Here is a 21008-nt window from a genome sequence, read left to right as displayed (position 1 = left end):
TGTGACTCTAGCGGACGAGCCTCCGTGTGTCCGATTCGGTTAGGCTGGGGCGGTTAGCACGGTGTCTAGGTGAGGAATGTTTGTGGCGGTTTCGGATCTTTCGGTCAGCGCTCAGAACTACCTGCGGAGCGTGTGGAGCTTGTCAGAGTGGACGGATGCGCCTGTGACAACCTCGCTGATCGCTGAGAAGACGGGGCTGAAGCCTTCGACCGTTTCGGACGGTATCCGCAAGCTGACCGAACGGGGGCTCTTGGGGCACGCTCCGTATGGGGCCGTGACCTTGACGGAGGACGGGCGTGCGTACGCGGTGTCTATGGTGCGGCGCCACCGCCTGATCGAGACATTCCTAGTGGAGGTGCTCGGTTATCGATGGGATCAGGTGGATGATGAGGCGGAAGTACTGGAGCATGCAGTTTCTGACTTCATGATCGAACAGATCGATCATGTGCTTGGCCATCCTTCACGCGACCCGCACGGCGACCCTATTCCTCTAGCCGATGGCACCTTGTTTGATGTGGAGGCGGCACCGTTGAACCGTGAGGATGCGGGTAGCACTGTGACCGTGGAACGTATCTCCGATGCGGATCCCGAGCTACTCCAGTTCTTCACTAATGAGGGAATCCGGGTGGGATGCGAGGTAACCGTAGCAGCCGGGCCGCCATACGCCGAATCCGTTGAGGTGACTGTAGTCGGGCCTGCTGAGGCCGGCGAAGGCACTGGCGCCGCCCACTCCACCATGGTGGGAGCTACGGCGATGGCTGCGCTCTTCGTATCGCGGGCGGATTCTTAGGGCGTAGTTGCAGTCGCTTCTACTGTGGGGGCGCCGCTGCGGTTTCGCCGGGCAAGGGCTCTCCGATTTGCCACGATGCCGTGGCTGGGGCTGAACAGGTAGGCGAGGGTGAAGACAAGCCCTTGTGAGAGCACAATCATGGCGCCCGATGCCGTGTCTAGGTAGTAGCTCATGTAGAGGCCAATGAGCGCACATACCACGGCTATCGATGGCACGATGATGAGCATGTGGCTGAATTTGTTAGTTAGTAGATACGCGGTTGCACCTGGGATGATCAACATGGCCACGATGAGGATCACGCCAACAGTTTGAAGGGCGATTACCGCAGTGAGTGCGAGGAGCCCGAGGAGTGTGGCTCCCAATATGCGGGGGCTCAACCCGATCGCGTGTGCGTGGATTGGGTCAAATGCGTAGAGCGTGAAGTCCCTGCGCTTGATCAGAATGACGCCAAGAACAATTGCTCCCAGAATTGCTATCTGTAGGAGGTCCGCTCTGGAGACGCCCAGAAGGTTGCCAAAAATGATGTGCTGGAGGTCCGTCTGTGAAGGCGTGATCGATATGAGGACTAATCCCAAGGAGAACAGTGTGGTGAACACGATGCCCATGGCGGCGTCCTCTTTGACCCGGCTCGTATCTCGCACAACGCCGATGAGTCCAACCGCCAGAAATCCGAAGATAACGGCACCGAGTGCGAATGGTGCGCCAACGATGTAGGCAATTACCACGCCGGGGAGAACCGCGTGCGATACGGCATCACCCATGAGTGACCAACCAATAAGCACGAGCCAGCACGAGAGTAGAGCGCACACCACCGATGAGATCAGCGCGGTGAGGAGCGCGCGCGTCATGAAATCGTAGGTAAAGGGATCGAATAGGAAGCTAGTGATACTCAATTTGCTGACTCCCGATTCATGACGTCAATTCCGAAAGCAAGCGCGAGGCGTTCGGGCACCAACACTTCCTCGGGCGGCCCGTGAAATAGGACGTGGCGCATGAGGAGAATGGCTTCGTCCGCTAGTTGAGGCAGGGCGTGCAGATCGTGAGTGGAGACAAAGATCGTGCGCCCTTCACCAGCCAATTCACGCAGGAGCCGGGTAATGGTTGCCTCCGTGCGCTTATCCACTCCGGCAAACGGTTCATCGAGCAACATGATGTCTGCTTGCTGGGCAATGCCGCGGGCAACGAATGCCCGTTTGCGTTGGCCTCCGGAGAGTTGGCCGATCTGACGATCCGCGTACTCAGTGAGTTCAACACGGTCTAGCGCGTGCTCTACTGCCTCGTGGTCTCGGGCGTGCGGCCGTCTGGTAATGCCCATATGCCCGTAGCGTCCCATCATCACGACGTCGCGTACGGAAATAGGAAACGTCCAGTCCACGTCCTCGCTCTGGGGAACGTAGCCGATCGAACCTGCCTTGCGCGCTGCCGTTGGAGAGCCCCCGTTGATGGTGACAGTCCCAGACTCGGGGTGGATCATTCCCATGATCGTCTTGAAAAGGGTGGACTTTCCCGAGCCGTTCATTCCGACTAGGCCGCATACGCGGCCCCGCCCGAGCTTAAATGAGGCGGACTCAAGGGCGCACACGTCTCCGTAGCGCACCGTAATATCTTCAACTGCGATTGCCGTATTTATCATGATTCTTTGCCCGTGAGTGCTTCAACAATCGTGTCTGCATCGTACTGGAGAAGATCCAAATACGTGGGGACGGGACCGTCTGCCTCTGAAAGCGAGTCAACGTACAGAGTGCCGCCGAATTCGGCATCGGTGGCAGATACCACCTGCTGCATAGGCTTACCGGAAACGGTTGATTCGCAGAAGACAGCCGGGATGTCATTGTCATTGACAAACTCTATTGCTGAGGAGATCTGCCCTGGGGTGGCCTGCTGTTCGGCGTTCACCGCCCAGATGTACTTCTCAGTAAGTCCAGCGTCGCGGGCTAGATACGAGAATGCTCCCTCGCAGGTGACGAGTGCTTGCTGGCTCTCTGGAAGGGTTGAGAGCTCAGCTATGAGTTCGTCTTGTATCTCTTGGAGCTGGCTCTTGTACGCCTCGCCATTCTTCTCGAAATTGGCGGCGTGCTCTGGATCTAGGTCAGAGAATGCATCGACCATATTGTCCACGTAGATCTGAACGTTGAGAGGGCTCATCCACGCGTGGGGATTTGGTAGGCCCGCGTAGGCATCTTCGGTGATATCGATGACTTCTACATTCTCCGACACCACTCGGTGAGGGACGTCCACATCGTTAACAAACTGCTCAAACCACAGTTCGAGGCCTAAACCGTTGTCAAGGATAAGATCTGCGTCCTCAGCTTTGCGGATATCCGATGGCGTTGGCTCATACCCATGAATCTCCGCACCTGGTTTCGTAATCGATTCGATTTGAAGGTGATCTCCAGCAACGTTCTGAGCTATGTCAGACAGAACCGTGAAAGTGGTGAGGACAACGAAATCCTCACCAGCTTGGCCATCGTCTGCGTGGCTCGCGTCCTGCGACGCGCCGCATGCGGACAAGACGGTAGCGGATGCTGCTACCAAGGCCGCGGTGAGGGCCCTTCGAATTGACCTGTGAGTCATCATCATCTCCTTGTTTGGCGAAACCGTGCACGTACTGATGGAAATTACGTGCATACAAGTTTAAAAGTTCGTTAGCCAGAACTTTAGGGGAGCACTACCTTATTTTCAACTTCTGTTCAGGTGCCTGATGGGCTAAGTCTCGCTGATTAGTCTTGAAAGTTCGGTTAGACGAACTTATAGTTGGATGCGAAAGAACTAGGGTACCTAGCTCGTAGATGGCGCCGCCGGCCTTCGACGACGTATACGCATAGACGTAAGCGAAGATCGGACATGTCGTGTCAGTTGTGAATGAAGAGCAGGTCGCTGCAGGAGAACGCCGTAAGTTGGTGAGGTCCGCGACGGGGCCGTCGCTTGAGGAAATTAATGGGACGGTTGCCGTTGCGCCGAAAGACGCGGGTTTCCTGAAGAGCCTCCTCTCCTTTTCTGGGCCTGGCGCACTCGTGGCCGTGGGTTACATGGATCCCGGCAATTGGGTTACGTCGATTGGCGGTGGGCAGCAGTTCGGCTACCTACTCCTGAGCGTTATCCTTATCTCCAGCCTTGTAGCCATGTTGCTCCAGTACATGTCCGCAAAACTTGGCATCGTGACCGGGATGGATCTTGCTCAGGCCACGCGCGCCCACACCGGGCGACGGCTCGGGATAGCGCTGTGGATCGCTACCGAGCTCGCGATTATGGCCACGGATGTTGCCGAAGTTATCGGGGCAGCGATTGCCCTTCACTTGCTGTTTGGCCTTTCACTCATCGTGGGCGTGTGCCTCACTGTATTTGACGTGTTGGTGTTGCTCCTCCTCATGCGAATCGGATTCCGCAAGGTTGAGGCGATCGTTGCCACGCTGATCGTGACGATCGTGGCGGTGTTTGTGTACGAGGTGGCATTGGCTTCACCAGATATGGGCGCGGTTGCGGCCGGGTTCGTGCCGTCGGTTCAGATCCTGCACCACGAGGAGCTCATTCTGGCCCTCGGGATTGTGGGGGCCACCGTGATGCCGCATAACCTTTACCTGCATTCAGCTATCGTGCAGTCGCGGGCCTACGATCGCACCACCGAAGATGGCCGTGCCCACGCAGTCAGGTTTGCCACGTGGGATTCAAACATTCAGCTTGGCGCTGCCTTCTTCGTCAACTGTCTGCTGCTGTTGCTCGGTGGGGCGCTCTTTTACGGGAAGTCCGCAGATCTCTCAACCTTCGGCGCTCTCTATGATGCACTGGGTGATCCTCAGCTCGCCGGAGCTGTGGCCAGCCCGGTGCTCTCTACACTGTTCGCGGTGGCGCTGCTTGCTTCTGGTCAGAACTCGACCATCACCGGCACGCTTACCGGGCAGGTGGTTATGGAGGGCTTCATTCACATGAAGATTCCGCTGTGGATGCGTCGGGTGGTGACTCGTCTGCTCGCAGTTATCCCTGTGGTTATTTGTACCATCGTTTTCAACGGATCCGAGGTGGCCCTCGAACAGGTGTTGGTGTACTCCCAAGTATTTCTGTGCGTCGCGCTTCCGATTTCGATGGCGCCGTTGGTGTACTTTACGTCCTCGAAAAAGATAATGGGGGAGCGCTTCGCCAATAAGCCGTGGGTTGCGGCGGCCGGGTGGCTATCCACGATCGTGCTCACAGTGCTGAACATGGAACTCATCTGGAGCCTTGTGCAGGACTTCCTATAAATACAGAAGGGCGGGTGGCATATGCCACCCGCCCACAGCGTGGTTCACTCGCGTTTAGTCGAGGAAATCCTCAACCCCTTCAACCTCGCGATCGATCACCGAATAGTTAATGTCCAGTTCCAACTCGACAACCTGTGTACCGTCACTGCTGAGCACCTCCACGCCGTAGGCATCGCGGTCCTCACCGTCTTCGTCTTCGGCACTTATGCTCACGATCGTTCCGTTAGTGTCAGCGAGCGCAGCGTCGAAGATTCGGGCGATATCCTCTTGGGTGAGGCTGGCGGCATCATCCTCTTGATCGGTCTCAACGATCTGCGTGGTGCCATCCTCATAGACCCGGACGGTCACTTCGGAGTTCGCCGATTCCATGATCTCCACATCCCACGAACCGTCCTGATTCAATTCGATTCCGGTAGGGGTTCCCGAGACGGCTCCGGTGGCCGTATCGATATAGGCGGCAGCCTCGTCAGCGGTGCTCATGCCAGCGAGAGCTGCACCGTTGGTAGTGCTCTCGGTGCCTCCTGCCGTATCATCATCGCCGCCTGTGGTCTCGCTTCCGGCCTTCTCGGTGTTATCCGTTGTAGTTGAGTCCTGCGGTTCTGTTTGGGCCGTCACGGAGCTCTCGGTCACGTGGCTCACGGAATCAGCGGAATCGCTACTATCCTCTGAGCCGATCGCTGCCCCGATGCTACCTGAAATGAGGGCAACTGCCAGAGCGCCTCCCGTCCAGACGGGCCATTTCTTTGCGGACTTCTTTTGCTGGGTTCCATTGTTGTTTTCCATGTCTTCATCTTGGCAAGTGGGCCCTGAATGGATGCTGAAGCAACCTGAATGGTTCTTCAGGATTACGCTGTTGGCAGCACTACCGTGAACCGCGCTCCGCTCCACCTAGATTCGCCCACGAAAACCGCTCCACCATGCGCGCTGACGATACTATGGACGATTGCCAGCCCCAATCCTGAACCGCCTGCATCGCGGGCCCGGGATTCATCCAACCGAACAAACCGCTCGAATATCCGCTGCCGATCGCTTGCCGGAATGCCGTTCCCATCATCCTCAACGTCAAGCACCGTCTGTGGGCCGTTCATCGATACGGTGATCGCAATGTTGCCACGTGCATGCCGCGTCGCATTGTCTACGAGGTTCCGCACAACATGAGAGAGGAGCCGGCTATCACCGAGCACCCGTCCCGCTCGAATACCCGACGTATCCACACTCACTCGATCGCGAACCCTCGCGGCCTCAGACAAGGCAATGTCATCCAGATCCACCGCTTTCCACTCAGCGTGGGCTCCTTCGTCCAACCGCGCCAGAATAAGGAGTGAATCCACCATGTCCTGCATCCGCTTGCCTTCTCCAAGCACAACTGCGGCCAGCTCTTCCTGCTCAATAGCTTCAGGATGGGCCGCGGCTAGCTCGGCATGCTGACGAATGGTGGCAAGCGGGGATCTCAGCTCGTGGGAGGCGTCTGAGACAAACTGCCGTTGCGTCTTCGTGCCTTGTTCGATTCGGTCCAGCATGCGGTTCATCGTGGCCGCGAGCGCCGCGATCTCGTCTCCCGTATCGGGAACAGCAACCCGGCGGTCCAAAGCCGTTGCTCCCATCTGGTCTACCTCGGCGCGAATCCTATGCACGGGCGCTAAAGCCCGCCCAGTTACTTTCCAGGTAACGAGTCCGACGATAAGGACAATGAGCGGCAATGCGATGAGAAGGAGGCGTTGGACTACGGCGATGGCATCGTCGTCGACCTCAAAACCTACCCACACCCTCAAGTCCGTATCGTCAACGTCCTCGGACACCACGTAGTAGTGATCACCGTCAATGGTGAACTCGTCCGCGGTGGAAAGGTTGACCCCGCTTGCCTCCTCAGTGCTGGCAACTACGGAGCTGGTGCTGTCAATAATTTGAATAACCGCGTCATCGTCTTCTTCGGACAGGGCGTTCGTGCCCGTGTCTTCAATCGAATCGGACAGGGCATCGGCGGTGGCTTCGGCAGCGCTCGCGGAAGACGAGACTAGAGCACTGCGCAAGCTCCCAAGAAATATGAGGGCACCAACAAGAAGTGCGACCGCAACCACGAATACCGCGCCCGCAGTTGCGCGGGACCGTACGGACTTTAACACCCTATCCGCCGTTCATAGCGAGCCGATAGCCCGCGCCTCGTAGCGTTTGGATCGCTTCCCTGCCGAACGGGCGATCCACCTTACGGCGCAAATGACCGATATATACCTCCACGATATTGGGATCTCCATCGAACGCTGGATCCCAGACCCCTTCTAAGAGCGCCCGTTTTGTCAGCACCTGGCCTGCGTGGCGCATCAGGTATTCGAGCACGGAAAACTCCCGAGCCGTCATCTCTATCAAGGTATCTCCCCTCCATACCTGATGTGTTGCGGGATCCAACCGCAGGTCGCCAGCCTCCAACTGCACGGGGCGTTCCATAGCTCCTCGGCGGATCAAGGCACGCAGCCGGGCAACGAGTACCGCGAAGGAAAAAGGCTTTGTTACATAATCATCCGCACCAGTATCGAGCCCTTCCACCTGATCCCATTCGCCATCCTTGGCTGTGAGCATGAGGATAGGGGTCCAGTTTTCTTCCTCGCGCAACGTGCTGCAGACCTTCCAGCCGTTTAGCCCCGGCATCATGAGGTCCAAAATAATGGCGTCGTAGGATTCTTCGCGGGCGTGCCAAAGGGCATCAATTCCGTTGTGTGCCACCTCAACCGAGAAGCCTTCAGCTATGAGGCCGCGGCGAATTCCATCCGCCAAGAGCTCCTCATCATCAACTACCAGAATGCGCATAGGCCAAGTATGCCCTGCCCAAACTGAACGTACTCTGAATCTGCTGGGCCTGGGAGCAGTGGTGCCTCGCCCTGACTACCCGTGCGAGGGTTCCCCCGTGGAGGTGACGGTGGTCAGGAGGAACGCGCAGTCCTCCAGTGCCAGCACACTGTGCCGTTCGTGCGTGAGGGTCCACAGCTCGTTCTCATGGAAGGTGCCTTGCTCGTCCTTGGCATCCTCGATCTCCACTCGCAAGCTGCCGCGAAGAACCTGCAGTGTAGCGGCGGGAGGGGAGTTGTGCTCTTGGAGGCGAGTCCCCGAACGTAGCGCCACAACGGTTTGCCGCAGCACTCCATCATGGGCGAGTAGCTCTGCGCTCCGGCCGTTATCCGCGGCCAATGCCTGCGTCAGATTTGATTCGACTGCGTCTGTCAGGTTTGCCATTGTGGCCTCCGAACGGTAGTTGTGACTTGCTTAACCGTCTCCCGAATCCGAGCCGGAGTCAATACTGCCGCCCGCTATCATGGCTGCTGACGAAAGGATTGCCGATGCTGCAGGAAATCATTGAGTCGGCTACCGTTCCGGATCCCATGGTGTGCCCGCCGCTTCGGTGGGGAATTCTAGGGCCGGGCGGGATCGCTCGCACGTTCGCAACAGCAGTTCGGGCCACCGGCACCAGCGTGGCGGCGGTTGGCTCGAGGAGTCAGGAAAAGGCGCAGCAGTTCGCCCAAGAGTTTGGGATTCCGCAGGCGTGCGGATCCTACGAGGAGCTTGTTGGACGCGCGGACGTTGACGCAATCTACATTGCCACACCCCATTCCGAGCATCATGCCAACGCGCTGCTTGCAATCGGTGCGGGTAAGCCCGTGTTGATAGAAAAGGCTTTTGCTCGAAGTGTCTCCGAGGCGCGTGAAATTGTAGACGCGGCCGCCGAAGCGGGAGTGTTTGCGATGGAGGCGATGTGGTCCCGATTCCTTCCGCACATGGTGGCCGCCCGCAAGCTTGTGGCCGAAGGGGCGATTGGAACAGTCAACTATGTTTCCGCAGACCATTGCCAGACTGTCTCCCATGTCCCGCGCCTAGCACAGCTGGATCTGGCCGGTGGCGCCCTACTCGATCTTGGCGTCTATCCAATTTCGTTCATTCACTCGCTCCTTGGCGTACCAGAAGCAATCAGCGCAACGGGGAGCCTAAGTCCCGAGGGCTGCGACGCCAGCTCGGCCACCGCCCTCACCTATCCCGGCGCGCTCGCGGTGGCGTCCACCTCGATGATGACACGAAGCCCAACCAGAGCCTGGATCGGCGGAACTGAGGGTTACATCGATTTTGGCCCGCAGTTCTATAGGGATTCCGGGTTTGAGGTGGTCCGCCACGATGGCGAGCGTGCCCGCTTTGCCCCTACCTTGAGGGCGGGTGGATTCGAGTACGAGATTGCGGAGGTTTCCCGCTGCATTTCCTCAGGCCAGTGCGAATCCGTGACGTTCCCACTTCGGGACACGGTTGAGGTAATGCAGATGATGGATGAGGTGCGCCGGCAACTGGCGGTGTGTTACCCGGGAGAAAATGGAGCGGGCGACGGGAGTCGAACCCGCCTCTGAAGCTTGGGAAGCTTCCGTTCTACCGATGAACTACGCCCGCAAGGCGCTCCCTTAGCTTAGCGTCAGGGAGCCGCTTCCACCAAAACGTCCGAAAACCGCTGGGCTAAACCCCGTGTGCTAAACCCGCCGCGTAAACGCCTCTGTGCCATTTCCCGGCGGATAACGCACTCAGACCCCATCCGTGCCACAATCGTTACGTGCTTCTCTCAGATATAGACATTGCCCGCTACGTCGCGGACGGCCGGATTCGGGTGGATCCGTGGGATTCCGAGATGATCCAGCCTTCTTCGGTGGATATCCACCTCGATCGCTTCTTCCGCCTCTTCGATAATCACAAGTACCCGGTGATTGACCCGGCCGCGGACCAGCCCGACCTTACGCGCCTCGTGGAAGTTTCTGCAGATGGCGAGTTTGTTCTTCACCCCGGTGAGTTCGTTCTTGGCTCTACGTATGAGCAGATTACTCTTGCCGACGACGTTGCTGCCCGTCTCGAGGGAAAGTCCAGTTTGGGGCGGCTCGGCTTGTTGACTCATTCGACGGCGGGGTTCATCGATCCTGGCTTCTCGGGGCACGTGACCCTAGAGCTGTCCAACACGGCAACGATGCCGATCAAGCTGTATCCGGGAATGAAGGTTGGCCAGTTCTGCTTCTTCCAATTGTCCTCGGCTGCCGAGCGTCCCTACGGCAGTGGGGCGTCCGGATCGCGTTATCAGGGCCAGCGGGGACCTACGGCTTCGCGTTCGTTTAAGAACTTCCATCGCATCGATGTGGGGAAGGATCCGCTACAGCAGTAATGGGATTGTGTGATGGGGACGTTTCGTCGTCGTCCGAAACCAAAAACTAAAAACCTGAGGCAAATCCGAACTATTCCCAAAAATTCACAGTCGAAGATTTCTCACATCGAGCGTTGACGCAAACCCTACTTCCGGCGATATTGCGCGCTTTAATGGCGATATAGCCTCGGTGAAAATTCAATAATTATGATACGATGTCCGCGCACTGTTTCTTAGTGCATCTGTCTTGACCGCCCTCCACACCCCGTTGAGGAGTCACGTAATGCCAGCACTCTTGCTCCTGTTCGTTCTGGGGGCGTTGTGCGCCCCGCTTGTGATGAATCGGGGCAGGCTGGGCTTCATTTTCCTTTCGGCCATTCCGGGGCTAGCAACGCTGTGGTTCCTCTGGCAGCTGCCCGCGGCGTTCCGTGGCGAGGTCTACACGCAGACGGTGCACTGGCTCCCTCAACTCGGTTTTAGTTTCGATGTGCGGATCGATGCGCTCGCCACAGTGATGGCGCTGCTGGTGACGGGCGTGGGTACGCTGGTGCTGCTCTATTCCGCCCGATATTTCTCGGAAACTGCCTCGCATCTGGGACGTTTTGCTGGCGTATTTGTGGCGTTCTCCGGGGCGATGCTGGGCCTTGTGACCACAGATAACACGCTTGCGCTCTACATGTTTTGGGAGCTGACCACGGTCTTCTCCTTCCTTCTCATCGGGCACTATTCGTCCCGTGCAAGCTCGCGGCGTGCCGCCATGCAGGCCATTATCGTCACCACCTTCGGTGGGCTTGCGATGCTGATCGGAATCATCATGCTGGGCATGATGCCCGGTGGCTCGTTCTCGCTTTCTCAAATAGTTTCTACCGCTCAGGCTGGCCATTTGGGCTACGGGCACCCGGAGCTACTCGCGGCTGCAGTTGTGCTGGTATTGATCGGCGCCTTCTCGAAGTCTGCGCTGATCCCGTTCCATTTTTGGCTTCCCGCCGCCATGGCGGCGCCCACACCCGTTTCCGCCTACCTCCACGCCGCTGCGATGGTGAAGGCGGGCGTGTATCTTGTGGCCCGGCTGGCTCCCGGCCTCGCAGACGTTGCTCCGTGGCAGCCGATGGTCCTTATTGCCGGAATAGGGACTCTCCTCATCGGCGGATACCGGGCGCTCAAACAGTACGATCTCAAGCTAGTGCTGGCATTCGGGACGGTGTCGCAGCTGGGCCTCATTACCATCATGGTTGGATACGGGAACGCCGAGATGGCGTTGGCTGGCCTCATGATGCTGTGTGCGCATGCGTTATTTAAGTCCGCGTTGTTCCTCACTGTTGGAACCGTGGACGTTGCCATGGGAACCCGCGATCTCCGTGAGTTGAGCGGGCTCGGACACAAGATGCCGGTTGTGACCGTTTTCGCGGGCATTGCGACGCTTTCTATGGTTGGCTTTCCACCGATGGCGGGATTCGTGGCCAAGGAGGCCGCGCTGGGTGCGTTGGTTGGCGGGGATACCACTGCCACGATCACTTGGATCTGCATCGCACTTGGATCGGCTCTTACCGTGGCGTACGGTCTGCGGTTCTGGTGGGGCGCATTTGCCACAAAGGATGGGATCGAAGCTAAACCTGTTGGCCGTAAGTCTTGGCTGATGAGAGCGCCGATCGTCATTCTCTCCACGCTCGGCCTGATTCTTGGACTTGCCTCCTCGTGGTGGTCCACCCTGTTGGAGCACCATGCGGACACGCTCCCCGGAGAGCCTGGGCATCTGGCTCTCTGGCACGGTTTCGGCTGGCCGCTCCTCGTAACCCTAGGCGTGTTTGCGGCCGGAATTGCGCTCTTCTGGGTACAGAAGCCCATCATTGCCTTCGCCGAACGTCACCACGCGAAGATCGCCGCGGACAAGGTGTATCAATCGATTTTGAGAGGCCTCGACGAGCTGTCTGGGCGCGTTACGGGTGCCACCCAGCGCGGTTCTTTGCCGGCTTACCTTTCCACGATTTTCGTGTTCACGCTTGTCACGGTGGTACTGGCGGCGTTGGCAGGGGGTGCGCAGCTGCCGGCCGGTATCCGGCTATGGGACTCCCCAGCTCAGGGAGTGGTTGCGCTCGTGGTAGTTGTGGCCGCGCTGTTGGCCGCACGTGCACGCCGGCGCATGAAGGCGGTACTCCTTATGGGAGTAACTGGCTACGGGATTGCGCTGATCTACGAGCTATACGGGGCGCCCGATCTGGCCCTCACTCAAGTTCTTTCGGAGACCATCACCCTCGTGGTGTTCGTCCTAGTGCTTCGCCGCCTACCACCATATTTCTCCAACCGCCCGCTTCGTAGATCTAGGCGTTGGCGTATTCTCATTGCGGGGATGACGGGGCTTGCAGTCTCCCTGGTGGCGGTGATTGCCGCGGGTTCGCGCATCCACGAGCCCATCTCCAAGCTGTTTGCCGAAGAAGGCTATAGCTTCGGGTATGGGCGCAACATCGTGAACGTAACGCTGGTTGATATCCGTGCGTGGGATACGTTGAGCGAAACCTCCGTGCTAGTGGTGTGCGCGATGGGTATTGCTTCACTCCTCTTTGTGCGTGATCGTACGGGGCGCACGGATCGCCTACGCAACATCCTTGGCCCGGCCCAGTCCCGTGTGCGTGAACAGTTTCAACAGATCGTGGATTCGCACCAATACCCCGCTGCGTCCCTGCAGAGTGAGCTTCCCGCTCAAGAGGGACGTGAGCGGAGATGGCTTTCCACTGTGGTGCGCCGGGGAGTTGCCTCTCACCCGGTAATTCTGGTGGTGGGCACGCGCATCGTGTTCTACTCGATCGTCATGGTTTCGCTCTTCCTGCTCTTCTCGGGGCATAACCAGCCCGGTGGCGGATTTGCGGGCGGCTTGCTTGCAGGCATCGCCTTCGCGCTCCGCTACCTCGCTGGTGGCAGGTTCGAATTGGGGGCTGCCCTACCGGTGCTCCCCTCCTATCTTATGGGGAGCGGGCTCCTCTTCATCGTTGTGGCGGTCATTGCCCCTGTTTTGGTTGGCGGAAGCCCACTCCAGACTGCGATGATCGATTTCACGCTCCCAGCCTTCGGATCGGTCCACTTCGCCACGGCCCTCATCTTCGACATTGGCGTGTATCTGGCGGTTGTTGGGCTCTCGCTGGAGATCCTGCGCTCGCTTGGCGGCGAAATCGATCGCCACGGCGAGCTTGAGGGCCTCCAGGGCCCAGATGATCTCATTATCGTCCCGCATGAGGATGATCGCGCAGCACTCAAGCACGAGATGGAAGCCGAGGAAATGATACGCGAGGACGAAGAGTCCGCCGATAACACGCGCTCCAATAACACGGGCAAGCGTCTTTCGCCCGCAGCGGTTGAGCGTGCCCATCGCGATTTGGCTTCCTCCCCTCATGAATCCCCGCTTAACGAGTGGGAGAGGGGAGGCGCGAAATGAGCTCTCTCGCACTCGTGATTCTCTGTGGCGTGCTCGTTGCCGTGGGTGTGTACCTGATTTTGGAGCGCAGCCTTTCCCGCATCGTGTTGGGAATTGCCGCAATGTCCAACGGCATCAACATCCTGTTCCTGATTGCCGGAGGCCGTTCGGGTGAGCCACCGATCGTCGGTACATCGGAACCGGAAGCCATGGCGGATCCGCTGGTTCAGGCCATGATGCTGACCTCGATCGTTATTACCCTCAGCCTGACTGGCTTCCTTCTTGCGATGGCCTACCGCGCTTGGCAGCTCCGCGATAACGATGAGGTACGTGACGATCGTGAGGACCGCGCAGTCGCCAAGCGACAAGCGGCCGAGGCCATGGAAGAGCACGAGGACAAGGGCGATCTAGTGGAGACTGTGGCCGAGTTCCACGATGAGACTGATGGAGGAAACAGTGAATCTTAATGCCCTCCTAGCCGTGCCCGTAGTGCTGCCTATGCTGGGCGCCGGCATCCTGCTCTTGCTTTCTGCCAAGAGGTTCCGCTTCCTGCAGTTCATCGCCACGATCGGTGTACTAGGCGTTGTCCTAGCTGCGGCGATTGTCATGCTCATTAACTCGCTAAGTGGTCCCATCGTGCTGGACATGGGAGGCTGGGCGGCCCCGGTGGGGATCGTATTGGTGGCAGACCGCCTTTCCACCTTGATGCTGGTCACTTCTGTAACCGTGACCCTCTTGGTTCTCCTGTACTCAGTGTTCCAAGGAGTGGCCGATGGCGATAAAGGAGCGCCTTCGGCCATCTACTACCCTGCCTTCCTGCTGCTTTCCGGCGGAGTCTCCAACGCCTTCCTTTCCGGGGATCTCTTCAATATCTACGTGGGCTTTGAGCTGTTACTAGCCGCCTCCTTCGTGTTAATTACCATGGGTGGCACGCAGGAACGGATCCGTACCGGTACCGTGTACGTGATCGTCTCGCTGGTTTCCTCGATGATCTTCCTCATCGCGATCGGCCTCACCTACGCCGCGGCTGGCACGGTGAATTTGGCTCAACTGGCCCTGCGCCTGCCGGAGCTGGACCCAGGCATACAGATGATTCTGCAGGTGATGCTGCTCATCGGCTTTGCAATCAAGGCAGCCATCTTCCCTCTTTCGGCTTGGCTTCCAGACTCCTACCCCACGGCATCGGCTCCCGTGACGGCCGTGTTTGCCGGCCTCCTCACCAAGGTGGGCATCTACGCGATCATCCGCACCCAGACCCTGCTCTTCCCGGATGGCCGATTGAACGATGTGATCGCGGGATTCGCCATCGCGGCCATGATCGTAGGAATCTTGGGTGCTGTGGCACAGAAAGACATCAAGCGCCTACTCTCCTTCACGCTCGTATCCCACATGGGATATATGGTGTGGGGTGTTGCCCTAGGCTCTACGGGAGGGTTCTCCTCCACGGTGTTTTACGCCGTCCACCACATCACTGTGCAGACCACCCTGTTCCTAGTTGTGGGGCTGATCGAGCGCCGGGGCGGTACCACCTCCATGAATAAGCTAGGATCGCTCGCGGCCGCAACCCCGGTGATCGCGGCCCTGTACCTGATCCCAGCGCTCAACCTTGCGGGTGTTCCTCCAATGTCCGGATTCCTCGGCAAGCTGGGCCTCATGGAGGCCTCAGCGCAGCGCGGCACCGGGCTGGATTGGTTGTTGATCGGCACCGGAATTGTTACGTCGATCCTCACTTTGTACGCCGTGATGCGCGTGTGGAACATGGTGTTCTGGCAGGAGCCCCCAGAACCACTGCCTGAAAACGACTGTCCGAAGGGCATGATCGGTGTGGCTGGCGCGCTCGTGGCCATCACGCTTGGGCTTTCGGTGATCGCTAATCCGCTCCGCCACTTCACGGATGATGCGGCTTCCGAGCTTCTGGCCCGTGCCCCCTACATTGCTGCGGTGCTTCCGAACGAGGGAGAACGCGGTGGGGGGATTTCTCCCGAGGTCACGGAGGAATCCACGGAGGAACCAACGCCGGATCCTTCGGTGGCGCCAACGATTGAGCCCACGGAACAGGCCACCACCCCGGAAGGAGGCACCGATGAGTAGGTCAAGTGACGCCATCCGCGTGGCTACCCAGCGCCCGGGCCGTTTCCCGCACGCCTCGCTGGGGACGCTTCTGTGGTGCACGGTCGTGTGGGTGATGCTGTGGGGTGAGGTCACTCCGGGCAATATCATCTCAGGATTCGTGCTAGCCCTAGCTATCACGAGTCTCGCCCCGTTCCCCGCGATGCGCTTCGATGGCCGCTTCCGGCCCCGTGCCCTCGTGATACTGGCTACCCATTTCCTCTACGACCTTGTGGTGTCCTCAACTCAGCAGGCGTTCTTCATCATTCGCCGCAAGAAGCCTCGCGCCGCTATCATCCGCGTCCAGCTGCGCTCGGAATCAGATATGTACCTGACCATGACGGCCGGAATGTCAGCTGTGGTTCCCGGAACGGTCCCGGTGGAGGCGGATGCGGCAACTGGCACTCTCTACATTCACGTGTTTGATATCGGCTTGGCTGGTGGTGTTTCGGCCGCCCACGCCGCGATCCTAGACCTAGAGGAGCGCATCCTGCGTACCTTTGCCTCGCGTGATGAGCTGATCCGCGCGGGCCTGGTTCCGGGCCCCACGAAGAAATCTGGGCTGCTGCCGATGCCCTTTGCCCCCGTGTACGAGCCGGAGGAGGAAGACTGATGGTCTGGGTAGTTGGAATATGTGGCGTGCTGCTCTCAGCCGCCGCGGTGGCGGTGTTATTCCGAATCGAGCGCGGGCCCTCAACGCTGGACCGCATGGTGGGAGTAGACGTCATGACGTCGGTGATGCTGGGTGCCCTAGCGCTCCTAGTTGCCTACACCAGACGTGCAGATTTGTTGGCCGTGTTTGTTGTTGTCTCCGTGGTCGGCTTCCTCGGTTCCGTAGCAGTAGCCCGCGCGGCCCGCCCCGAGGACCCGGGCAAGCGGCGCATCCTTACGATCGAAGAAGAACAGGCTATATCGGAGGCCGAAGCTGCCGAAGAGGATTCGCAATCGGACGAAGATTCAGCAGAACCGGTACACCCCGATGGCTCGGACGAGGAGGACAACGATGGATAACGTACTGGATGTTTTAGGCGCGATTTTCCTTGTGCTGGGCTGCTCGCTCACCTTTATCGCAGCCATGGGACTGGCGCGCTACCCGGATCTCGTTTCGCGCCAGCACATCGCCACGAAGCCGCAGGTGCTCTCGCTAATTCTCAACTTGACGGGCGCGGCCCTCATCGTGCGTGATTCGACGATGACGTGGACGATGGTGCTAGTAATGGCCTTCCAGCTGATTACTGCCCCGATCTCCGCACACATGCTTTCGCGTGCGGGCTACCGCACCGGACGGGTAGATTCGAGTGCACTGGTGGTGGACGATTTGCACGAGGATCTACACGTGGGCGCCTCACAAGGCGATAATAGAGACAACACTCATTAAAGGAGAAGGTATGGATATCGGCTGGAAGGTCATCAGCGCTGGCGCCGGGGTTTTCTCGGGGTTCCTCGCGAACAAGCTGGCAGACGGCATCTGGAAGGTGGCTGTGGGCCGCGATCATCCCCAGGAGGACGATTACACCGAGCCGCTGCGTGATGCCATCGTCTTTTCCGTTGTGTCCGCCGCCGTTGCGGCCGTGGTGAACCAGCTGGTTATGCGCCAGGCCTCCAAGTGGTATGGGCTGGACAAGGTAGCCGAGGGGGCACAGTCTGTGGCGGACGAGGTAGCGGACGCCACCAACTGATTGCTAGTCTTTGAGACCGACAGGGGAGCGCCGCCTCGGCGCTGAGAGTGCGAAAGCAGACCCTCGAACCTGATCCGGGTTATACCGGCGCTAGGGAGTCGAGTTCTCTCCCCACTTTGGTGGGCCCTCCTTGATTGGAGGAAAGATGAAGCAGCAGAAAATCGCGGCTACGGCGGTGGCCGCGTTGGTATTGGGCGGGCTTGTGGCCTGCTCTGGATCTGGGGACAGTGATGGAGCCAGCGGTGGACAGCAAGATTCCGTCACGGTTTTGGTTCACGATTCGTTTAATGTTCCGCAGGATTTGATTGACCAGTTCGAGGAAGAAACCGGTTATTCTTTAACGACGACGGCACCCGGCGATTCCGGCGTAGTCATCAACCAACTTATCTTGGCGAAGGACAATCCAACCGCTGATGCCGTGTATGGCGTGGAGAGTTTCTCTGTGCAGAAGGCAGTAGACGCCGGTGTATTCGCGCCCTACACCTCCGATGCACTCCCGGCTAGTGGGGCGGACTACACGCTGGATGGCGCTGTGACCCCAGTGGACACTGGTGATGTGTGCGTAAACGTGGACCACGCGTGGTTCGAGGACAATGGGGTGGCCGAGCCCGAGAGCTTCGAGGATCTGGCCGAACCCGAATACTCTAAGCTGCTCGTGGTTGAGGATCCGGCGGCTTCTTCTCCGGGCCTCGCGTTCCTCGTGGGCACCGTTGAGGCACTCGGGGAGGATTCCTACCTCGATTACTGGCAGAGACTGCTAGACGGCGGCACGAAGGTTGCCTCCGGCTGGTCCGATGCCTACTACTCTGACTTCTCAGGAGCCGAGGGCAACGGCGATTATCCGCTGGTCGTGTCCTATGCCTCCTCTCCAGCTGAAAGCGAAGGGGCCACTGGCTCGCTGGACAACACGTGCGTGCGCCAGGTCGAATACGCCGGCGTTGTTGAAGGGGCGGCAAACCCCGAGGGTGCTCAGGCGTTCGTGGACTTCATGCTCTCGGACGAGGTTCAGTCCTCCATCCCGGAGAACATGTATGTATACCCGATCAACGATGAGATCGAGCTTCCGGCCGAGTGGGCGGAATACGCTGCGGCTCCCGAAGATCCGATCGTGGCCGATCCTGCCGCTGCTGCCGAGGGCCGCGACACGTGGATCAAGGATTGGACCGCCGTCTTTGAGGAGAGCGGGAAGTAGCTCGCTTGTCTAGGCGCAGCGTAGGTCAGGTTTTGGGCTGGGGGAGCGCCGTGGCGCTCCCCGTGGCCTTCCTGTGCGTGTTCTTTGTGTGGCCCGTAGTGGCCATGCTGGTTCGCGGATTTGTAGGGGATGCCGGGCTGGACTTCGGCGGTTTTGCCGAAGTGCTCGGCCAGGGGCGCACGTGGCGGATCATCTGGCAGACGCTGTGGATGGCGCTGGCTGGCACCGCCGGAAGCGTGATCCTTGGTGTGCCGGGCGCCTATGCGCTGTACCGGTGCAAGTTCCCCGGGAGCCGGGTGCTGCGCGCCGTGGCCTCCGTCCCGTTCGTGTTGCCCAGCGTTGTGGTGGGCGTAGCTTTCCGGGCGTTGCTCGGGAACGGTGGTGCTTACGAGGCGCTCGGACTGGATGGGACCGTAATCGCCGTGGTTCTTGCCATGGTGTTCTTCAACTTTTCCGTGGTGGTGCGCACCGTAGGCACGATGTGGGCGGGGTTGGATCCGCGCAGCGAGGAGGCTGCTCGCACGCTTGGAGCCTCGCCGCTGAGGGCCCTCGTTACCGTGACGCTGCCTGCGCTGCGGCCGGCCATCGGGGCGGCGGCCTCGCTCGTGTTCCTCTTTTGTTCTACCGCTTACGGGATTGTCCAAACTCTTGGGCGGCCCGGCTACGGCACGCTCGAAACCGAGATCTGGGTACAAACCACTACGTTCCTCGATCTACGCACAGCTGCCGTCCTGTCCTGCATGCAATTCGTGATCGTGGCGTTGGCACTCGTGGTCAGCAACAAGATGAGCAACGATGTGGCGCTGTCCATGAAGGAATCGTGGCCGAAGAAGGTAGGGCGCGGGGATCTTCCGGCGGTTCTGCTGACCGTGGGCGTTGTTGTATTCCTGTTGGCGGCTCCCATGGCCTCGCTCGCCACCCGGGCCTTCCAGCACGGGGGTGGTTGGAGCCTCGAAAATTTCAGGCTTCTGGCTACCGCCGGGCAGGGATTCACCGGAGGAGTAAGCCCGATTGAGGCACTCGGCACCTCGGCACAGATCGGGCTTCAGGCCACCGTGATCGCGCTGGTGATCGGGGTTCCCGTATCCGTCGTGTTGTCCCGGCGCACGAGCGGGGCGATACGCGTAGGGCAGCGGTTGCTGGACGGGCTGGTCATGCTTCCGCTCGGGGTATCGGCCGTGACCGTGGGCTTCGGATTCTTTATCTCGCTGCGCAACCTTTTGCCGGGCGAGGTCATGGTGCCGTTTGTTCAGGCCGTTATTGCCCTGCCACTTGTGGTGCGGTCGCTAGTTCCGGTGCTTCGGGCTATTAATCCGCGCCTGCGTGGGGCCGCGGCCACGCTCGGAGCGTCGCCGATGCGCGTGCTACTCACCGTGGACGGCCCGTTCATGGTACGAGGGCTGGGGCTTGCCACCGGTTTCGCGTTTGCGATCTCGCTCGGGGAGTTTGGTGCCACTAGCTTCCTTGCCACCGCGGACCGCACCACGCTGCCGGTGCTCATCGCCAAACTGCTTGGGCGCCCCGGGGCGGACAACTACGGGATGGCCATGGCCGCCTCACTCATTTTGGCAATCGTTACCGCCGGAGTCATGGCACTATGTGAATCGCTCCAGCCGCGGGCCCAGCGCGGCACGGGCAGCGGGGCCGGCGTTACGTTGGGGCGCAGCTCTGTCACCGCGAAAAGTCCGGACGCTGCTGCCCCTGTCGCATCGGCACCTAGAACTCTAAGCAAGGAGAGGAAGCCATGAGCCCTTACGCACTTGAGCTAAAGAACGTGACCGTAACGTATCAAGACGGGTATGTGGCCCTACGCGGCGTAGATCTTCACGTCTCGCCCGGGGAGATCGTGGCGCTCCTTGGCCCATCCGGCTCGGGCAAGTCCTCTCTCTTGAGGGGTGTGGCTGGCCTGGAGGCTGTGACCGCGGGACAGGTCTTCATCGGGGACCAGGATATGGCGGGTGTTCCCACCCATAAGCGCGGCTGCGGCATGGTCTTCCAGGACGGCCAGCTCTTCCCTCACCGAACGGTTTCCGGGAACGTCGCATACGGCTTGGAACACACCGGCAGGTCACGTACCCAGATCCGCGAGGAAGTGGCCTACTGGCTGGACCTCGTAGGCCTTCCGGATTACGGCGATCGAGCCATCACCACGCTCTCGGGTGGCCAAGCCCAGCGAGTAGCGTTGGCACGTTCGCTCGCCCGCCGCACTGGCCTACTGCTCTTAGACGAGCCCCTTTCGGCGTTGGACCGCGAGCTGCGCGAACAGCTGGCGGTGGAGCTACGCGAGATCATTACCGCGGCAGATTCGAGCGCGGTGTACGTGACTCATGATCATGACGAGGCAGAAACGGTGGCGGACCGCGTGGTCTACATGCGGGACGGCCGCATTACATAATTGTCCGCTACGCGGCGATGAGTGGATGCAGAGCTAGGGGAAATCGTCTA

At 59.5% G+C, this 21008-nt stretch carries 21 protein-coding genes, 1 tRNA gene and 1 riboswitch; of the genes, 14 read left to right on the top strand and 8 right to left on the bottom strand.

The annotated features are described in order from the left end of the window. The first annotated feature begins 76 nt into the window (after positions 1–76). Complete coding sequence (locus DD236_RS08860; RefSeq protein WP_423716463.1) at positions 77–790, top strand: metal-dependent transcriptional regulator; 714 nt, start codon at positions 77–79, stop codon at positions 788–790. On the opposite strand, the gene DD236_RS08855 is transcribed toward DD236_RS08860, so the two are convergent. The 3 genes from DD236_RS08855 to DD236_RS08845 are packed head-to-tail and all read right to left on the bottom strand — an operon-like array spanning position 787 to position 3364. Continuing rightward, positions 787–1683 carry a metal ABC transporter permease gene (locus DD236_RS08855; protein WP_109093998.1) on the bottom strand — a complete coding sequence of 299 codons (897 nt, stop codon included), beginning with the start codon at positions 1681–1683 and terminating at the stop codon, positions 787–789. The genes DD236_RS08860 and DD236_RS08855 overlap by 4 nt on opposite strands. Beyond that, positions 1680–2423 carry a metal ABC transporter ATP-binding protein gene (locus tag DD236_RS08850; protein WP_109093997.1) on the bottom strand — a complete coding sequence of 248 codons (744 nt, stop codon included), beginning with the start codon at positions 2421–2423 and terminating at the stop codon, positions 1680–1682. Before DD236_RS08850 ends, DD236_RS08855 begins: the two co-directional genes overlap by 4 nt. Continuing rightward, positions 2420–3364: a metal ABC transporter substrate-binding protein gene (locus DD236_RS08845; RefSeq protein ID WP_341476533.1), complete on the bottom strand. Its 945-nt coding sequence runs from the start codon at positions 3362–3364 to the stop codon at positions 2420–2422. Before DD236_RS08845 ends, DD236_RS08850 begins: the two co-directional genes overlap by 4 nt. Positions 3365–3639: 275 nt before the next feature. Here DD236_RS08845 and DD236_RS08840 point away from each other — a divergent pair, with 275 nt between their 5' ends. Further along, a complete protein-coding gene (locus DD236_RS08840; RefSeq protein ID WP_243410181.1) occupies positions 3640–5025 on the top strand; it encodes an Nramp family divalent metal transporter in 1386 nt (461 codons plus the stop codon). 54 nt (positions 5026–5079) lie between these two features. Here the strand turns inward: DD236_RS08840 and DD236_RS08835 are convergent, their stop codons facing one another. The 4 genes from DD236_RS08835 to DD236_RS08820 all read right to left on the bottom strand — a co-directional run bounded on the left by DD236_RS08835 (position 5080) and on the right by DD236_RS08820 (position 8250). Beyond that, the gene (locus tag DD236_RS08835; protein WP_109093996.1) at positions 5080–5808 is read right to left on the bottom strand and encodes a PepSY domain-containing protein; all 729 of its coding nucleotides are present in this window, start codon (positions 5806–5808) and stop codon (positions 5080–5082) included. 62 nt (positions 5809–5870) lie between these two features. Further along, complete coding sequence (locus DD236_RS08830) at positions 5871–7148, bottom strand: sensor histidine kinase (RefSeq protein WP_109093995.1); 1278 nt, start codon at positions 7146–7148, stop codon at positions 5871–5873. Position 7149: 1 nt separating this feature from the next. Beyond that, positions 7150–7827 (bottom strand): response regulator transcription factor, encoded by a 678-nt coding sequence (locus DD236_RS08825; RefSeq protein WP_109093994.1) that lies wholly within the window; start codon positions 7825–7827, stop codon positions 7150–7152. A 75-nt stretch (positions 7828–7902) separates the two neighbouring features. Continuing rightward, positions 7903–8250, bottom strand: a complete 348-nt coding sequence (locus tag DD236_RS08820) for a cupin domain-containing protein (protein WP_109093993.1) — start codon at positions 8248–8250, stop codon at positions 7903–7905. A 104-nt stretch (positions 8251–8354) separates the two neighbouring features. On the opposite strand from DD236_RS08820, the gene DD236_RS08815 reads away from it, so the two are divergent. After that, the gene (locus DD236_RS08815) at positions 8355–9404 is read left to right on the top strand and encodes a Gfo/Idh/MocA family protein (RefSeq protein WP_207785763.1); all 1050 of its coding nucleotides are present in this window, start codon (positions 8355–8357) and stop codon (positions 9402–9404) included. On the opposite strand, the gene DD236_RS08810 is transcribed toward DD236_RS08815, so the two are convergent. After that, positions 9371–9444 (bottom strand) — tRNA-Gly (locus DD236_RS08810). The genes DD236_RS08815 and DD236_RS08810 overlap by 34 nt on opposite strands. Positions 9445–9601: 157 nt before the next feature. Between DD236_RS08810 and dcd the strand changes: the two genes are divergently transcribed. The 11 genes from dcd (at position 9602) to DD236_RS08755 (ending at position 20958) form a co-directional block, all read left to right on the top strand. Next, complete coding sequence (gene dcd, locus DD236_RS08805) at positions 9602–10198, top strand: dCTP deaminase (RefSeq protein ID WP_109093992.1); 597 nt, start codon at positions 9602–9604, stop codon at positions 10196–10198. 262 nt (positions 10199–10460) lie between these two features. After that, positions 10461–13604, top strand: a complete 3144-nt coding sequence (locus tag DD236_RS08800; RefSeq protein WP_109093991.1) for a Na+/H+ antiporter subunit A — start codon at positions 10461–10463, stop codon at positions 13602–13604. Beyond that, the gene (locus tag DD236_RS08795) at positions 13601–14050 is read left to right on the top strand and encodes a Na(+)/H(+) antiporter subunit C (protein WP_109093990.1); all 450 of its coding nucleotides are present in this window, start codon (positions 13601–13603) and stop codon (positions 14048–14050) included. The genes DD236_RS08800 and DD236_RS08795 overlap by 4 nt, the downstream gene beginning before the upstream one ends. Further along, positions 14028–15674 carry a Na+/H+ antiporter subunit D gene (locus DD236_RS08790; protein WP_109093989.1) on the top strand — a complete coding sequence of 549 codons (1647 nt, stop codon included), beginning with the start codon at positions 14028–14030 and terminating at the stop codon, positions 15672–15674. Before DD236_RS08795 ends, DD236_RS08790 begins: the two co-directional genes overlap by 23 nt. Further along, positions 15667–16305 carry a Na+/H+ antiporter subunit E gene (locus DD236_RS08785; RefSeq protein WP_109093988.1) on the top strand — a complete coding sequence of 213 codons (639 nt, stop codon included), beginning with the start codon at positions 15667–15669 and terminating at the stop codon, positions 16303–16305. The genes DD236_RS08790 and DD236_RS08785 overlap by 8 nt, the downstream gene beginning before the upstream one ends. Next, on the top strand, positions 16305–16703 hold the full coding sequence (locus tag DD236_RS08780) for an MrpF/PhaF family protein (RefSeq protein WP_109093987.1): 399 nt from the start codon (positions 16305–16307) through the stop codon (positions 16701–16703). Before DD236_RS08785 ends, DD236_RS08780 begins: the two co-directional genes overlap by 1 nt. Beyond that, positions 16696–17070, top strand: a complete 375-nt coding sequence (gene mnhG, locus DD236_RS08775; RefSeq protein ID WP_109093986.1) for a monovalent cation/H(+) antiporter subunit G — start codon at positions 16696–16698, stop codon at positions 17068–17070. The genes DD236_RS08780 and mnhG overlap by 8 nt, the downstream gene beginning before the upstream one ends. Before the next feature lie 10 nt (positions 17071–17080). Further along, positions 17081–17371, top strand: a complete 291-nt coding sequence (locus DD236_RS08770; protein ID WP_109093985.1) for a DUF4235 domain-containing protein — start codon at positions 17081–17083, stop codon at positions 17369–17371. A gap of 11 nt (positions 17372–17382) precedes the next feature. Continuing rightward, positions 17383–17485, top strand: a riboswitch (TPP riboswitch). Positions 17486–17516: 31 nt separating this feature from the next. Next, positions 17517–18563 carry a thiamine ABC transporter substrate-binding protein gene (locus DD236_RS08765; protein ID WP_109094108.1) on the top strand — a complete coding sequence of 349 codons (1047 nt, stop codon included), beginning with the start codon at positions 17517–17519 and terminating at the stop codon, positions 18561–18563. 5 nt (positions 18564–18568) lie between these two features. After that, on the top strand, positions 18569–20311 hold the full coding sequence (locus DD236_RS08760) for an ABC transporter permease (protein ID WP_243410175.1): 1743 nt from the start codon (positions 18569–18571) through the stop codon (positions 20309–20311). Next, positions 20308–20958 carry an ABC transporter ATP-binding protein gene (locus DD236_RS08755; RefSeq protein WP_109093984.1) on the top strand — a complete coding sequence of 217 codons (651 nt, stop codon included), beginning with the start codon at positions 20308–20310 and terminating at the stop codon, positions 20956–20958. Before DD236_RS08760 ends, DD236_RS08755 begins: the two co-directional genes overlap by 4 nt. Positions 20959–21008 lie beyond the last annotated feature (50 nt).

Origin of the sequence: Ancrocorticia populi, from assembly GCF_003123745.1 — a bacterium.
GTDB lineage: Bacteria > Actinomycetota > Actinomycetes > Actinomycetales > Actinomycetaceae > Ancrocorticia > Ancrocorticia populi.
The sequence above is the reverse complement of the archived record's forward strand: the minus strand, read 5'-3'. Positions and strand labels throughout refer to the sequence as shown.

Bases quoted from the DNA above. Each gene is read 5' to 3' on its own strand.
- DD236_RS08860 (WP_423716463.1), top strand. From the start codon at position 77: ATGTTTGTGGCGGTTTCGGATCTTTCGGTCAGCGCTCAGAACTACCTG.
- DD236_RS08795 (WP_109093990.1), top strand. From the start codon at position 13,601: ATGAGCTCTCTCGCACTCGTGATTCTCTGTGGCGTGCTCGTTGCCGTG.
- mnhG (WP_109093986.1), top strand. From the start codon at position 16,696: ATGGATAACGTACTGGATGTTTTAGGCGCGATTTTCCTTGTGCTGGGC.
- DD236_RS08845 (WP_341476533.1), bottom strand. From the start codon at position 3,364: ATGACTCACAGGTCAATTCGAAGGGCCCTCACCGCGGCCTTGGTAGCA.
- DD236_RS08835 (WP_109093996.1), bottom strand. From the start codon at position 5,808: ATGGAAAACAACAATGGAACCCAGCAAAAGAAGTCCGCAAAGAAATGG.
- DD236_RS08850 (WP_109093997.1), bottom strand. From the start codon at position 2,423: ATGATAAATACGGCAATCGCAGTTGAAGATATTACGGTGCGCTACGGA.
- DD236_RS08770 (WP_109093985.1), top strand. From the start codon at position 17,081: ATGGATATCGGCTGGAAGGTCATCAGCGCTGGCGCCGGGGTTTTCTCG.
- DD236_RS08815 (WP_207785763.1), top strand. From the start codon at position 8,355: ATGCTGCAGGAAATCATTGAGTCGGCTACCGTTCCGGATCCCATGGTG.
- DD236_RS08755 (WP_109093984.1), top strand. From the start codon at position 20,308: ATGAGCCCTTACGCACTTGAGCTAAAGAACGTGACCGTAACGTATCAA.
- DD236_RS08820 (WP_109093993.1), bottom strand. From the start codon at position 8,250: ATGGCAAACCTGACAGACGCAGTCGAATCAAATCTGACGCAGGCATTG.
- DD236_RS08780 (WP_109093987.1), top strand. From the start codon at position 16,305: ATGGTCTGGGTAGTTGGAATATGTGGCGTGCTGCTCTCAGCCGCCGCG.
- DD236_RS08800 (WP_109093991.1), top strand. From the start codon at position 10,461: ATGCCAGCACTCTTGCTCCTGTTCGTTCTGGGGGCGTTGTGCGCCCCG.
- DD236_RS08785 (WP_109093988.1), top strand. From the start codon at position 15,667: ATGAGTAGGTCAAGTGACGCCATCCGCGTGGCTACCCAGCGCCCGGGC.
- DD236_RS08825 (WP_109093994.1), bottom strand. From the start codon at position 7,827: ATGCGCATTCTGGTAGTTGATGATGAGGAGCTCTTGGCGGATGGAATT.
- DD236_RS08765 (WP_109094108.1), top strand. From the start codon at position 17,517: ATGAAGCAGCAGAAAATCGCGGCTACGGCGGTGGCCGCGTTGGTATTG.
- DD236_RS08790 (WP_109093989.1), top strand. From the start codon at position 14,028: ATGGAGGAAACAGTGAATCTTAATGCCCTCCTAGCCGTGCCCGTAGTG.